The sequence below is a fragment of the Desulfacinum infernum DSM 9756 genome (genome assembly GCF_900129305.1).
GTDB classification, from domain to species: Bacteria; Desulfobacterota; Syntrophobacteria; order Syntrophobacterales; family DSM-9756; genus Desulfacinum; species Desulfacinum infernum.
In genome coordinates this window covers 19,152-32,005 of sequence record NZ_FQVB01000031.1, presented here as the reverse complement: position 1 = coordinate 32,005, position 12,854 = coordinate 19,152, and the positions used below count along the sequence as shown (strand labels likewise).

Here is a 12,854-nt window from a genome sequence, read left to right as displayed (position 1 = left end):
CGAAAAGAACGGAAATTTGTTGGCATCTGGAGCTGGAGAAGCCGTCTCGGACAAACTCCCCGGACCCCGTGCAAGAACGCTGCGGAGGGTGAGTGGACGACCGGGAAGGTTGACAATCCATAAGCACTCTCCTAGTGTAAAGAGGCAATGGGAGAAGAGCCGAAAGGCCTTCCGGACATGGGGTGCCGAGAGGCGCCCTTTTCATTTTCGCAGAACCCGGCGAAAGGGTGAGCACGCCATGGGTCGAGAGATTCAGGAACGGATCGTCATGGAACATTCGGAGATGGAGGGAGCCCTTCGCGACATGGCCCGGCAGATCGTCCGGGACCTGGACGATCCCGAGCGCCTGGTGCTCGTGGGCATCCACACGGGGGGCGTCTACCTGGCCCAGCGCCTGGGGCAGATCCTGGAAAGGGAACACGACCTCAAGGTCCCCATCGGAACCCTGGATATCAATCTTTATCGGGACGACTGGTCCCGCCTCCACACCCAACCCGTGGTCCGATCCACCCGGCTTCCCTTTTCCGTGGACGACAAGGACGTGGTGCTCGTGGACGATGTACTCTTCACCGGGCGGACCATCCGCGCCGCCCTGGACGCCCTCATGGACTACGGACGCCCCCGGCGGGTGCGCGTGGCGGCCCTGGTGGACAGGGGGCACCGGGAACTCCCCATCTGCGCCCATTTCGTGGGCCTGGAGCTGGAAACCCTTCCGGATGAGCAGGTGAACGTCTATCTGAAGGAAAAAGACGGCTCCGACCGCGTGGTGCTGGAATGCCGGCCGGCCGCCTGACGAGTGATGAGTGACGGGTCACAAAATGTTCCGCAGTCGCTCCACGGTGATGTTTCCGCCCGTCATGACCGACACCACCTTCTTTCCCCGCAGGCGTTCCCGGATCTTGAAGGCGGCGGCCAAAGAAGCCGCTCCGGCCACCTCGGCCAGGTTCTGGGTGTAGCGCAGGGCCAACCGCACTCCTTCCAGCAGCTCCTCTTCGGTGAGCAGCACCACGTCGCGGATGCGATCCTTGAGAACCGCCCAGGGAACCTCGAACGCCGACCTGGCCGCCAGTCCGTCGGCCACCGTTTCCGCCGCCGGCACCACCACCTTCTTCCCCTGCCGCCACGACTCGTAGAAAGACGGCATGTTGGCCGCCTGCACTCCGATCAGTTCCACCTGGGGATTGATCCCCTGGATCACCGTGGCCAGGGCCGCACAGCCCGTCCCCCCTCCGATGGGCATCAGGATCACGTCCACGTCGGGAAGCTCCTCGAAGATCTCCAGGCCCATGGTGGCGATGCCGCTGATCAGCAGAGGCTCGTTGCCCTGGCGCAGGTAGTAGTAGCCGGCGTTTTCGGCCAATTCCTCGCAGTAGTCCTGGGCTTCGTAAAAGTCGCTTCCCTGCTCGATGAGCTGGGCTCCGTAGGCCAGGATGTTGGCGTTGAGTTCCGGGTTGTTTCCTTCCGGAACCACCACGTTGCAGAAGATCCCCTTTTCCTGGGCCGCCCAGGCCACGGCCAGCCCGTGATTGCCCTTGGTGGCCACTACCACGCCGTTTCGCACCACCTCCGGCGGCACGTTGGCCATGAAGTTCACCGCTCCCCGCACCTTGAAGGAATTGGTGGGCAGATGGTTTTCGTGCTTGACGTAAACCTCCGCACCCAGCTCTTCCGACAGACGCCGGTAGGACGTGAGGTGCGTCTTTTCCAGCACCCGCTCCACAATGCGACGCGCCTTGAAGACTTCCAGCATGTTGACCTTCGAGATGGCATCCTGGTAGTGCTTGTCCATGATTCCTCCTCACCGGCTTGGGAAACGGGATGAGACGGGGCGGGAACAAGGGTCCGAATAAAACAAAGTTTCACAAGATCAAATCCCACGTTCCGCGCCAAAAGGCAAGGTAAAATTTCCGTTGAAAAGGAGGGCGGAGCGTGTTACATATCCTGCGCTCGTGCGGGAGTAGCTCAGCTGGCTAGAGCATCAGCCTTCCAAGCTGAGGGTCGCGGGTTCGAAGCCCGTCTCCCGCTCCAAAGAACGTTCAGACCGCCAGGCCCCAGGGGTCGGGCGGTTTTTTTTGCGCAAAGGCCCTCACTTGTCGCTGAACAGGTGGAGCACGTCCTGGACTTTCGCCTGCACGCGATGGAGAAGAGAAGTGAAGTCTTTGTCGGAAATCTTGAGGGTCCGGCGGACCGGGGAGAGATCCAGGTCCGGAAGCCGCAGCGGGCCGTATTCCAGCTTTTGGGCCATGAGGTCCGCCATGCACACCACGGCGGGCATGATGGAACGGCCGGCCGCATCCCGCGGCCGGTGGTGATAAGCACACGACACCACCGCCTCCTCGCCGCACTGCCACACATCCAGGGCCACCGCCCCCACCCGGCAGTGGTCGATGCCGATCCGCTCCCTTTCCAAAACCACCGATGAGCAGTTGTCCCACTCCTGGCAGCCGTTATACTGATCCTGGATGATGGATCCCATGGAATCCGGAAAGCGCGTGAGCAGGAGCATCTTTCCCACGTCGTGCAAAAGTCCGCACACGTAGGCCGTTTCCGTCTGCTTGGACTGGACCCGGCCGATGATTTCGGCGGCGGCCACGGCGGCGGCGATGCAATGTTCCCACAGGAGGTTTTCCAAAAGGGAGGAGCGCCGGACGAGGCTCCTGACCGCATAGCTCAGGACCACCGATTCCAGCGCCCGCCGTCCCAGGATGTTCACGGCTCTGGAGACGGTCAGGGTCGCGGCGGCGGCGAAACCGCGCCGGTGGAGGGGGGAGTTGGCCATGCGCAGGACGAAGGCGCACAGGGCCGGATCCCCGGAAATGATATCCGCCAGCTCCGCCAGGGTCGCGGCGGGGTCCTTGATGCGGTCTACGAGCCTGGCCACCACGCGGGGAAACGGCGGGATTTCCCCCACCAGCCGGAGCACTTCTTCGGTGGGAAGGTCGCGTTGCAGTGAAGCCATGCTGTCCGATCCGCGCAAGCTGGAAACGCTCAACCCTTTTCGCATCGGGTCACTATAGCCCAATGGAGCCGTGAGGCAAGAAAATGATGGACCACGAGACGCAAGACAGGGCGCGCGAGCAGATCCTGCTCTGGGCCCGGGAAGCCCACGAAGCCTGTGCACGGCGTCGCTTCATTGCCGCGTTCCGCTACTTCCGGCGGGCCCTGGAGCACGCCCGGGACCACGGCCTCCATTTCCTCCAGGCCCAACTCTGCCGGGACGCCGCCTACGTGTATCTGCACCACGGAGCCACGCAGGAAGCGCGCCGGCTGCTGGACGAAGGCCTTTCGCTGGACGTGGAGGACGTGGCCCTGCGCTTCGGCCTTTTGAGCAACCTGGCCACCGTCGAACTTCTGGAGAAGAACTATCACGAGGGGCTGAACGCCGTGGAGAGGGCTCTGGCCGTCTTCCTGCACGCCTACCCTGCGCTGGAAGGGGCTCCTTTCGCCCTGGTTTCGTCCTACACGGCGCTCTACAAGTTGCGCCGGACCCTGCGGCAGGTGGTGTCGCTGCTGGATTCGGGAATCAACCCGGAACGCATCCGCATCTTCTACCGCCCGGCACCGCCGCCGTGGACCCCCGCGCCGTGATCCTTCCAGGATGCCAGCAGCATCCCCAGCGGCCAGGCCGCCACCGGCCTCCACCGGGTCCGAACCAGCAGGAATTCCCCGTTGCGATGGAGACTTCGAAGCTCCAGTTCCGGCTGGCGCTGCCAGGCCAGCAGCGGAGCATCCAGGGACTCCAGCGCCGCGGGATGCCTCAACTCCTCGCCTCCCGGCACCAGCTTGCCGTCCCAGGTGAACCGGTAGACCTCTTCCACCGGCCTGCCGCCGCCGGCGGGAACATAGCACAACCGAAAGGAACTCCAGGGAAGCACGGGCCTCTCCAGCACCGGCTCCCCGCCGGGCCACCCGCAAAACTGGGCAAACGGGATGGGGATCAACAGGAAAAGGGCCAGCACCCCCGTTACGATCACGTCCCACCGGCGGGCCCTGCGCTCCAGTTCCCCGTCGGAAATCCGTTCCTCATGGGTCCCGTGTGAAGCCACGCTCCGATCACCTCCAGTCTGCCTTCCCGACTGCGTTCCCAAGGAGCTTGTCCGAAAACGCCGTGGATGACCGCTTTTCTCGTAGCGCCGCCCTTCAGGGCTGCGAAGGAGGCCCCCGGACATCAGATAGGCCATCGGGTATCGTTCCTATCACTTCAAGGAGTTACGATGGACCTTTCCCGCGGGGCTGAAGCCCCGCAGCTATGAAGAAAAGGCGAATTCCCCGCCCTCTTGAACGGGAGAGCCGTTGTCGGGCAAGGTCTCGGACTTGCTTTCCCGGCACCATGTGTTACCACTGTCCCTTCGGGATGGGAACCGGCAATTGGCCGCACGTGAGAAGCCGTGACCGCGAAGCGTGGAAAGGATGAAGAGCCCATGAGCCCTCAGGAATGGATCGCCGAAGAAATCGAACGAGTCATGGATCAATGGATCGCCGAAGGCCGGTCCGCCGATTATTGGAGGCGCCCCGTGCTGGTGGGAATCGCCTCCGCGCAGGACCCCCTCTTCAACGAGCTGCCGCGGGTGGCGGCACCGGACCACGCCTTTGCCACGGATCTGCTTGCCGACGCCCGGTCGGTGGTGGTCTTCTTTCTGCCGTTTCAAAAGGACGTGGTCCACTCCAACAAGCGGGAACCTTCCGGATTCGCATCGCGTACCTGGGCCGAAGCCTATGTGGCCACCAACTCCCTCATCGGCCGCATCTGCGATCATCTCCAGGACCGGCTGGCCGTCGATGGCCACCGGTGCGCCGTCACGCCGGCCACCCACAACTTCGACGAGGAACGGCTCGTCAGCCGGTGGTCCCACAAACACCTGGCCTACATCGCCGGCCTGGGCACCTTCGGAGTCCACCACCAGCTCATCACCCGCGCCGGATGCTGCGGCCGCCTGGGAAGCTTCGTCACCTCGGCCGGGTTTCCCCCCTCCCGGCGCCCCGACGCCGAATTCTGCCTGGTCAAGGCCGGCAAGGAATGCGGAAAGTGCGTCTCCCGGTGCGTGTACGGAGCCCTCCGCGAAGACGGTTTCGACCGGCACCGGTGCTATGCCCGCCTTCTGGAAAACGACCGCCACTACGCCGATCTTCCCCTGGTGGACGTGTGCGGCAAATGCGCCGCCGATGTTCCGTGCAGCTACGGGACTCCGGGCGTGAGGGAGGGGTAAGGAGGGAGGAGTTAGGAGTTAGGGGTAAGGAGTGAGCAACTGTGTTCAATGCCAAGCCGCATGGAGCGATTCATCCCAACTTTCTCCAGTTCGAGCCATGGCATTGAGAATGGTCAGGAGCTTACGCATGCAAGCCACGATGGCAACTTTCTTGAGTTTACCTGTGGCGATAAGTCGATCATAAAAACGCTTGATCACTTTGTTGCAACGGATCGCAGCCAATGTTGCCATATAAAGACAGTGTCGCACCTGAGCTCGCCCTCCGAAAATAGTTCGTTTTCCGCGCATCTGCCCTGAATCCCGGTTAAAGGGGGCAACACCTATCAAGGCGCTGATTTCACGACGGGACAGTTGTCCCAGCTCCGGGACTTCAGCAATAAGCACGGCGACGGTGGTCGGTCCCACACCGGGCACCGTGATCAGAAGGTGAGCAAGATCAGCATGGTGAATCTTGATATGTACGGAAATCTTGCCTTCAATTTCCTTCAATTCAGCACGGAGGGTTTGAATGACGGTCTCAATGCTCTTCTTTGTGGAGACATGGCAGCTGGAAAGCCTTTGGGTCTCAGCGACAACCATTTCCACAAGTTGACGGCGTCGAGCAACCAGGGACTGCAGAGCCTGTCTTTCCGGTGTCGGCAAGGGCCTCACGTAGCGATGTCGATCCGGGCGGTTCGCCAGGAAAAGGGCCAGTTCAGCCAAGGCTCTTGCGTCGATTCGGTCGGTCTTGGCCAGGTAGCCCATGGCCTTGGCGAAGTGGCGTGCCTGGCGGGGATTGAGCACGGCCACTGCATAGCCGGCCGCTTGCAGGCTACAGGCCAGGGCCCGTTCCAGACCACCGGTGGCTTCCATGGCAATCAGGTCCACCGAGTGGCCGGACAGTTTGTTCAGCAGGGCCTCATGGCCGTCGTCGTCATTGGGAAAGGTTGTGATGGTTCCCCCAACGCCAAAGGCCACGTCAAAGGTTCGTTTGGCAATGTCGATACCGATCACGATTGTTTCAGGCATGTTCCTCTTCTCCCATCCTTGCAAATGCGATTTTGGGCCAAGCAACTGTTCGGGCTCCAAAGGAACGGTCACAGCGGTGCGCCATGGGCTCACTCACGGGCTTGGTGTCCCAGAGGGGTAAGAGGCTGCACCGCCGTGCCTGAAACGGCAGCCCACAGGCCGCCCGCAGGCCTGGCCGGCGAGTGCCAATAACGGCTGCCAGTACATACTAGGTACCGCATGTTCATGGTGCCAACAACATACAAGGGGTGAGATGTGAGAGGGTAAGATGGAGAAACCCCACAAGAAGCTGGAAGCATGGAAGCTGGGCATCGAAGTTGTAAAGCACATATACAAATTGACGTCCGGCTTTCCCAAGGCCGAAGACTTTGCTCTCACGGCGCAGTTGCGAAGGTCTGCCGTCAGTATTCCGTCCAATGTGGCCGAAGGCGCCGGGCGAAAAACCAACAAGGAATTCATCAATTTTCTTCACATTGCCCAGGGATCTTTGAGTGAACTGGACACCCAGTTGGACATCGCCTTGGAACTTGGTTACCTGTCCCGCCAGGATCGGAAGGCCATCGACGAACTCATCATTAAGTTGGACAAGATACTGACCGGACTTATACACTCCCTGAGAAGGCCCGAATAGGTCCAATGCGAAACTCATACAAGGCGAGAACAAACGCTGCCCCTGATGGGTTATCCACCCCCTTAACAGATCCGCTCAGGGATTTCCCTCCATCCTGGACGGCACAGCAACACCCCTAACTCCTCACCCATCACTCGTTACCCCTTACCCCTTACCCCTTACCCCTTACCCCTTACTCCTCACTCCTCACTCCTCACTCCTTACTCCTCACTCCTTACTCCTCATTCCCCGCGAACGCTCCGCGCAGGTGATCCAGCCACACATCCACCACTTCGGGAATTTCGGCCGTGCCGCGGAGGACCGGAACCGCCTCGATCCCCTGGGCCTGGAGGAGGGACTTCCAGCTGTCCGGAGCGTCCCCGGCCATGTCGTTTCGCACATGGTCCCCGGCCACCAGCATGAAGGGAACGAGATACGCTTTGGTGATCTTTTTGGCCTTCAGGGTGGAGATCACCTCATCCAGGGAAGGATAGCCCTCCACCGTGGCCAGAAAGGCGTTGGGATCCGCTTTTTGGAACAGGGCGTCCATGGCCGTGTAGATCGCGTCCGCCGGGTGGTGCTGCGAGCCGTGACCCATGAAGATCACGGCGTCCTGGGGCCGGCGTTCCGAAGGGAGATGAGCCAGCATGGCCCGCACCACCCGCGTCATGTCGTCGTGGGACGACAGGAGCGGGCGCGCCACGCTCACCCGATGAAAGCCGCCGGCCATTCGAGCGAAAAGGCGGGCATTGGTGAGAAGCTCATGGAACTCCGCCCCTGGGATGGTGTGCAGGGAACAGACGGCCACCTGAGTGACCCCGTCGTCCATGAGCCTTGCCAAGGCCGTTTCCGGGGAGTCGATCACGGTGCCTTGGGAGGCCAGCTTCTTCCGGATGATGGCGGACGTATAGGCCCAGCGGACTTCCACCCCGGGAAAGGCCTCCCGGACCCGCTGGTCGATGGCCTCGAAGGCCTTCTGCGCCTGGGGCACACTGGTTCCGAAAGCCACCATGAGGATCGCTTTCTTTTCCGGCCTTTCCCGACCGTGCATTGCCCGGGACTCCCGCACGTGCAACCCTCCCAGCATGAGACACACCACCGCACCAACGACTAGCCATCCAAAGGACTTCCGCACCATACGACACCTCCCGTGATTGAAACAACCCAACAATCCCGAAACCCGTGCGGCCCTTCAACCGCATAGGCGCAACGGTGCACCGACCACGTCCATGCCGTCGCCGTCCACCCGGGCCCGCACGCACATCACCTCCTGCATGCCGCGGGTGAGCATCCTCCACCAACAATAGGCGATGTCCGACTCGTCGCGGGCTACGCCCACCTCGTGGGCCGCATAGCGGTCCATGCAGGCATAAAGTCCCCAGCTGTCTTCGGCCAGTTCACCGCCGCCCGTCACATAGACGATCAGGCCTCTTTTCATGGTTCCACCTCCGTTTCGTGGAAGGGCGCCCGCGGCGGCCGAGCCGCCGCGGGCGGTCTGGGGGTTGAAGGAAACGATGAGGAGGGTGGTGCCGGGGAAAGGATGGGCCGTCCTTTCCCCCAAAAAAAAATCCTTAGAGCTTGCGGCTCTAAGGATTGCACCCGGTTTTGCTTGGTCCTTGCGCTTGGAAACTCAGGGCATACACCCGTACCCCGTTTCCGGCCGGTCAGGCAGGTCTTCTGGCTCACGGATCCACCTACTCTCCGCACCTTCCCGCTCCGCCGTCGGCGGTGCAGTGGCTTGCACGCGGATTTCGTCCCCGTTCACAGCGGCGGGACCGCTCCCGATTTCCACGGGATTCCCTCTTAAGCCCCTCTTGGGGCACCTGACCGCTCGATTCGATTGTCATGAAACCTCTATCAACCCTCGTCGTTCCATGTCAAGCTCAAAAGTAGGCCCCGGCTAAGTTGGACGATTCTTTCTCATGGACAGGTCCTGAAGGGCGGGCGTAAAGCCCGCCCCTCCAAAAGGGCACGGACCCCTTGGGTAGGGGCGGGGTTTATCCCCGCCCGCTAATCACGCGGTGTAAGAGACACCCAAAGAAAGAATCGCTCAGTTTAGACCCTATTCCTTCCCGATCACCATCCGCACCGACCCGGGTTCCTCTTCCACCGCCTCCAGGACCCGCCCTCCATTGTGGGTCACGACCCGCTCCATCTTGGGGCGCTGATCGGAAGTCACCCGCACCACAAACGCCTCCCCGGCCTTCACGAAACGAAGACGTAAACTTACGTCCAGAAAACCCGCTCAGCAATCGCCCTGATAATCCGCGATCCCTCCCCTTCCGGGGTCCTTTTCCACCATTTGCGCCTCCTCGATGTTTCGTCGGACTTGACAGGACGGGCCACATGCGACACATTTCACACACCATCGGGAAGCCGAAACTTCCCTCACCGCCCCACCCGAAGGTGTTTATTCCCACAAAATCGACCCAAGAAGCAAATCCCGCGGTCAGGAAGACCCTCCCACGGCCCGAAGAAACGGCCGAGACGTTGCTGTGTGTCCGTCGGCACTCCGCCGGACACCCCCAAACCCACACGTTGGCACAGGAGGAAAAAATGAAGCGTCGACCCACCATCTTTTCGGCCTTTGCCGTTGCGGCGGCTCTGTTTTTTTGCCAGGCACAGGGAGCTTTCGCCCATTTCGGCCTCATCCTGCCCTCGGACGACATCATCTCGGCCGACGAGTCGAAGAAGATCACCGTCCAGGTGAAGTTTCTCCACCCCCTGGAAGGCCACTACATGGAGATGGCCAAGCCCAAGCGCTTCGCCGTGATGAGCCGAGGCAAGACGACGGATCTCCTGGATACCCTCAGCGCCCGAAAGGGGCGCTCGGCCGACCAGGAAGGCGAGTTCACCTTCTGGGAAACCACCTACACCGTGAAGAGACCCGGGGACCATCTTTTCTTCGTGGAACCGGCGCCCTACTGGGAACCGGCGGAAGACAAGTTCATCGTCCACTACACCAAGGTGTGCGTGCAGGCCTTGGGGCTCGAAGAAGGATGGGACGAACCCGTGGGGCTGGAAACGGAAATCATTCCCCTCACCCGCCCCTACGGCCTCTGGACCGGAAACGTCTTCACCGGCCGGGTCCTTCTCAACGGAAAGCCCGTGCCTTACGCCGAGGTGGAAGTGGAATACCTCAACGAATCGCCCGACAACCCGTCCCGAGTGACGGCTCCGGCCGACGCCTACGTGACCCAGGTGGTGAAGGCCGACGGCAACGGCGTCTTCACCTACGCCATGCCTCGAGCCGGCTGGTGGGGCTTTGCGGCGCTCAGCGACGCGCCCTGGACCCTGCCCAAGGACGGCGTGGAAAAGCCCGTGGAGATCGGTGCCGTCCTCTGGGTCCACACCACCGACATGAAGTAACCGGACGAATCCGGCCATTGACAGGCGCGACCGGGCTCCTTCATGATGAGCCCGGTTTCGCCCGCCCATCGTTTGTTGCGCTCTCTTTTTCAAACCGCCACCTGAAAGAGCGAGGATCCCCATGAGCCATCAACACTCGCACCCCCATTCCCACGACCACGGTTCGGACACGGAAAGCCCACTCAGCACCCGACAGAAGCTGGCACGAATGATCCACCACTGGATCCATCACACGGAAGACCACGTGAAGTCCTATCGGCAGTGGGCGGAAAAGGCCCGTCAAGAGGGACTGGAATCGGTGGCTCAAGCCTTGGAACGGGTGGCCGATGGGTCCCTGGAGCTGAACCGGATCCTGGAAGAGGCCGAAAAGCAGCTGGACTGAGCCGAGGAACCTGTCTGAAGATGATTGGTTTGCGCCGTTCACTGGCCCTTCGCCATCCCCGCGAGGCTTGTCCCCGGCTTGAACGGGGAGCGGGGATCCAGGATTTGCGGGAAGTTATGGACTCCCGCTTGCTCGGGAGTGACGATTGGCGGAGTTCTCAGACGACAGGAGTCCCCCATGAACCACGAATGGTTCACCACCCACTGCGCCCGGTTCGACCACGGCGGCTGCGGCCTGAAGGTTGAGGTTGCGGACGGTCGCATCGCCAAGGTCCTTCCCGACCCCGACGACCCCTTCAGCCGCGGATGGGCCTGCCCCAAGGGGCTTTCGGCCGCCGAACGTTTGGAAAGCCCGCATCGGCTGCGCAAGCCCCTGAAACGCAAGGGAAGCCGCGGATCCGGCCGATGGGAAGAAATCGGCTGGGACGAGGCCTTGGATCTGCTCACGTCCGCCTTCCAAAAGGCCATCGCGGATTCCGGACCCGAAGCCGTGGCCTTCGCCCAGGGGGCTCCCAAGGGGCCGGAATTCTTCCTGATGCTCCGACTGGCCAACCTGCTCCAATGCCCCAACGTAGCGGGGACCCAGCACGTGTGCCACATGCCGCGGGAACAGATGGCCATGGTGACCTGCGGGTTCTTTCCCGTGGCGGATCTGGAAGGACCCGCCCAATGCGTCCTGCTCTGGGGCAGCAACCCGATCCACACCAACGAAGAAGGAGTCCTGGGCGGGCACCTGAAGGAATGCCTGGATCGCGGCGCCCGCTTGATCGTGGTGGACCCCTACCGGACCACGCTTGCCGAAAAGGCGGAGATTTGGCTTCCGATCCGGCCGGGAACGGATGATGTCCTGGCCCTGGGGTTTCTCCACGTGATCCTTCGGGAAGGACTCCTGGACCGGCCGTTCGTGGAAAAGTGGACGGTGGGCCTGGAGGATCTGGCCCAGGCCGTGGAACCGTACACGCCCGAAAGGGTGGCGAAAGCCTGCTGGATCGAGCGGGAAGCCCTCCTGAACGCGGCCCGGCTCTATGCCGGCTCCCGCCCGGCCTGCCTCCAGTGGGGAAACGCCGTGGAACACACCCCCAACAGCGCCGCCACTTGCCAGGCCCTGGTGCATCTCATGGCCGTCACGGGCAACCTGGAAGAGCCGGGCGGAAACATCCGGGCACAGGCGCCGCGCCTTCTTCGCCTGAGCGACTTCATCGCCCTGGACGCGTTTCCCGAAAGGCCCAAGAAGCTCCTGAACCGGCACCACGGCATCATTCCAAGGCTCATCAGCGTGCCCGGCTGGATACTCATCCGCTCCATCCTGGACCAGGCCCCCTATCCCGTCCGTTGCCTCTACACCCAGGGCACCAACCCCATGATGACCTATTCGGACGCCGATTCCGTCCGGCGGGCCCTTTCCCGTCTCGATTTCCTGGCCGTGGCCGACCAGGTGCTCACGCCCACGGCGGCCCTGGCCGATCTGGTCCTCCCCGTGACCCTGCCCATGGAAACGGACGACCTGGGCCACTACGGGCTGCCCCACGGCTTCGTCACCGCCCGCCCCAAGCTGGTGGACCCTCCGCCCGAATGTCGCTCCGACCTGTGGATCCTGAACGAATGGGGCAAACGCATGGGATTCCGGGATCGGTTCTGGGATCGCCCCGAGGACATCCTGGACGCCATCCTGGCTCCGTCGGGACTTTCCTACGGCGACTTCCGGGAAAAAGGCGTCCTTTTCGGACCGCGAAAGGCCCGAACCTATCTGGAAAAGGGGTTCAAGACCCCTTCGGGCAAGGTGGAACTCAAGTCGAGCCTGCTGGAAAGGTGGGGATTCCCGCCGCTTCCTCACGCCAGGGATCCCGAACCTCCCGGAAACGACTTCCCCTTGATTCTCACCAGCCGAAAACCCAAGGACTTCTTCCATTCCGCCTACCGGCATCTGGACCGACTGAGGCGTCGCCACCCGCAACCGCAAGTGCACCTCCACCCGGAGACGGCCGGAGAACTGGGCATCCGGCAAGACCAAAAGGTGGTGGTCGAAACCCCCTGGGGCGCCGTCACCCAACGGGCGCACCTCACGGACCGAGTCCACCCCCGCGTGGTGCTGGCGGACTACGGCTGGTGGTTTCCGGAACGCACGGAAGATCCCCTGCGGGGCTGGGCGGAAGCCAACCTCAACCGGCTCACCCCCGTGGACGAAACGGATCCCGTCATGGCCACCCCGCGGGTGCGCGCCCTTCCGTGCAGGATCCGTAAACCGTGATCCGTAATTCGTGATCCGATGAGTGATGAGT

The 12,854-nt window shown here is 62.3% G+C and carries 14 protein-coding genes, 1 tRNA gene and 1 riboswitch; of the genes, 8 read left to right on the top strand and 7 right to left on the bottom strand.

All coding sequences use genetic code 11. From position 1 onward, the window contains the following. The first annotated feature begins 238 nt into the window (after positions 1 to 238). Positions 239 to 793, top strand: coding sequence for a bifunctional pyr operon transcriptional regulator/uracil phosphoribosyltransferase PyrR (gene pyrR / locus BUB04_RS14275; RefSeq protein ID WP_178372001.1), 555 nt, complete (start codon positions 239 to 241; stop codon positions 791 to 793). Positions 794 to 811: 18 nt separating this feature from the next. Here pyrR and BUB04_RS14270 read toward each other — a convergent pair whose 3' ends face one another. Next, positions 812 to 1,789: a threonine ammonia-lyase gene (locus tag BUB04_RS14270; protein ID WP_073040668.1), complete on the bottom strand. Its 978-nt coding sequence runs from the start codon at positions 1,787 to 1,789 to the stop codon at positions 812 to 814. Between the two features lie 162 nt (positions 1,790 to 1,951). Between BUB04_RS14270 and BUB04_RS14265 the strand changes: the two genes are divergently transcribed. Then, positions 1,952 to 2,028, top strand: a tRNA-Gly gene (locus BUB04_RS14265). 58 nt (positions 2,029 to 2,086) lie between these two features. On the opposite strand, the gene BUB04_RS14260 is transcribed toward BUB04_RS14265, so the two are convergent. After that, positions 2,087 to 2,959 (bottom strand): HDOD domain-containing protein, encoded by an 873-nt coding sequence (locus BUB04_RS14260; protein ID WP_073040666.1) that lies wholly within the window; start codon positions 2,957 to 2,959, stop codon positions 2,087 to 2,089. 83 nt (positions 2,960 to 3,042) lie between these two features. Here BUB04_RS14260 and BUB04_RS14255 point away from each other — a divergent pair, with 83 nt between their 5' ends. Then, complete coding sequence (locus tag BUB04_RS14255) at positions 3,043 to 3,588, top strand: tetratricopeptide repeat protein (RefSeq protein WP_073040664.1); 546 nt, start codon at positions 3,043 to 3,045, stop codon at positions 3,586 to 3,588. On the opposite strand, the gene BUB04_RS14250 is transcribed toward BUB04_RS14255, so the two are convergent. Beyond that, on the bottom strand, positions 3,549 to 4,046 hold the full coding sequence (locus tag BUB04_RS14250; RefSeq protein ID WP_143156503.1) for a hypothetical protein: 498 nt from the start codon (positions 4,044 to 4,046) through the stop codon (positions 3,549 to 3,551). The genes BUB04_RS14255 and BUB04_RS14250 overlap by 40 nt on opposite strands. A gap of 375 nt (positions 4,047 to 4,421) precedes the next feature. On the opposite strand from BUB04_RS14250, the gene BUB04_RS14245 reads away from it, so the two are divergent. Continuing rightward, the gene (locus BUB04_RS14245; RefSeq protein ID WP_073040660.1) at positions 4,422 to 5,207 is read left to right on the top strand and encodes an epoxyqueuosine reductase; all 786 of its coding nucleotides are present in this window, start codon (positions 4,422 to 4,424) and stop codon (positions 5,205 to 5,207) included. Positions 5,208 to 5,252: 45 nt separating this feature from the next. Here BUB04_RS14245 and BUB04_RS14240 read toward each other — a convergent pair whose 3' ends face one another. Next, positions 5,253 to 6,215, bottom strand: a complete 963-nt coding sequence (locus BUB04_RS14240) for an IS110 family RNA-guided transposase (protein ID WP_073040658.1) — start codon at positions 6,213 to 6,215, stop codon at positions 5,253 to 5,255. Positions 6,216 to 6,483: 268 nt separating this feature from the next. Here BUB04_RS14240 and BUB04_RS14235 point away from each other — a divergent pair, with 268 nt between their 5' ends. Continuing rightward, the gene (locus BUB04_RS14235; protein ID WP_073040656.1) at positions 6,484 to 6,846 is read left to right on the top strand and encodes a four helix bundle protein; all 363 of its coding nucleotides are present in this window, start codon (positions 6,484 to 6,486) and stop codon (positions 6,844 to 6,846) included. 214 nt (positions 6,847 to 7,060) lie between these two features. On the opposite strand, the gene BUB04_RS14230 is transcribed toward BUB04_RS14235, so the two are convergent. From BUB04_RS14230 to BUB04_RS20135, 3 genes are all read right to left on the bottom strand, one after another. Continuing rightward, positions 7,061 to 7,963, bottom strand: a complete 903-nt coding sequence (locus BUB04_RS14230) for a sirohydrochlorin cobaltochelatase (RefSeq protein ID WP_073040654.1) — start codon at positions 7,961 to 7,963, stop codon at positions 7,061 to 7,063. Positions 7,964 to 8,017: 54 nt separating this feature from the next. After that, a complete protein-coding gene (locus tag BUB04_RS14225; protein ID WP_143156502.1) occupies positions 8,018 to 8,263 on the bottom strand; it encodes a hypothetical protein in 246 nt (81 codons plus the stop codon). A 212-nt stretch (positions 8,264 to 8,475) separates the two neighbouring features. Next, positions 8,476 to 8,667, bottom strand: a riboswitch (cobalamin riboswitch). Between the two features lie 220 nt (positions 8,668 to 8,887). After that, a complete protein-coding gene (locus tag BUB04_RS20135; protein WP_281246603.1) occupies positions 8,888 to 9,013 on the bottom strand; it encodes a hypothetical protein in 126 nt (41 codons plus the stop codon). Between the two features lie 368 nt (positions 9,014 to 9,381). Between BUB04_RS20135 and BUB04_RS14220 the strand changes: the two genes are divergently transcribed. The 3 genes from BUB04_RS14220 (at position 9,382) to BUB04_RS14210 (ending at position 12,823) form a co-directional block, all read left to right on the top strand. Continuing rightward, a complete protein-coding gene (locus BUB04_RS14220; RefSeq protein ID WP_073040650.1) occupies positions 9,382 to 10,194 on the top strand; it encodes a DUF4198 domain-containing protein in 813 nt (270 codons plus the stop codon). Positions 10,195 to 10,315: 121 nt separating this feature from the next. Further along, positions 10,316 to 10,576, top strand: coding sequence for a DUF8180 domain-containing protein (locus BUB04_RS14215; RefSeq protein ID WP_073040648.1), 261 nt, complete (start codon positions 10,316 to 10,318; stop codon positions 10,574 to 10,576). A 177-nt stretch (positions 10,577 to 10,753) separates the two neighbouring features. Further along, positions 10,754 to 12,823 (top strand): molybdopterin-containing oxidoreductase family protein, encoded by a 2,070-nt coding sequence (locus tag BUB04_RS14210; RefSeq protein ID WP_073040646.1) that lies wholly within the window; start codon positions 10,754 to 10,756, stop codon positions 12,821 to 12,823. Positions 12,824 to 12,854 lie beyond the last annotated feature (31 nt).

Excerpts from the sequence above, each read along its gene's own strand:
- pyrR (WP_178372001.1), top strand. The coding sequence starts at position 239 with ATGGGTCGAGAGATTCAGGAACGGATCGTCATGGAACATTCGGAGATG.
- BUB04_RS14270 (WP_073040668.1), bottom strand. The coding sequence starts at position 1,789 with ATGGACAAGCACTACCAGGATGCCATCTCGAAGGTCAACATGCTGGAA.
- BUB04_RS14260 (WP_073040666.1), bottom strand. The coding sequence starts at position 2,959 with ATGGCTTCACTGCAACGCGACCTTCCCACCGAAGAAGTGCTCCGGCTG.
- BUB04_RS14240 (WP_073040658.1), bottom strand. The coding sequence starts at position 6,215 with ATGCCTGAAACAATCGTGATCGGTATCGACATTGCCAAACGAACCTTT.
- BUB04_RS14210 (WP_073040646.1), top strand. The coding sequence starts at position 10,754 with ATGAACCACGAATGGTTCACCACCCACTGCGCCCGGTTCGACCACGGC.
- BUB04_RS14245 (WP_073040660.1), top strand. The coding sequence starts at position 4,422 with ATGAGCCCTCAGGAATGGATCGCCGAAGAAATCGAACGAGTCATGGAT.
- BUB04_RS14255 (WP_073040664.1), top strand. The coding sequence starts at position 3,043 with ATGATGGACCACGAGACGCAAGACAGGGCGCGCGAGCAGATCCTGCTC.
- BUB04_RS14230 (WP_073040654.1), bottom strand. The coding sequence starts at position 7,963 with ATGGTGCGGAAGTCCTTTGGATGGCTAGTCGTTGGTGCGGTGGTGTGT.
- BUB04_RS14225 (WP_143156502.1), bottom strand. The coding sequence starts at position 8,263 with ATGAAAAGAGGCCTGATCGTCTATGTGACGGGCGGCGGTGAACTGGCC.
- BUB04_RS14220 (WP_073040650.1), top strand. The coding sequence starts at position 9,382 with ATGAAGCGTCGACCCACCATCTTTTCGGCCTTTGCCGTTGCGGCGGCT.
- BUB04_RS14215 (WP_073040648.1), top strand. The coding sequence starts at position 10,316 with ATGAGCCATCAACACTCGCACCCCCATTCCCACGACCACGGTTCGGAC.
- BUB04_RS14235 (WP_073040656.1), top strand. The coding sequence starts at position 6,484 with ATGGAGAAACCCCACAAGAAGCTGGAAGCATGGAAGCTGGGCATCGAA.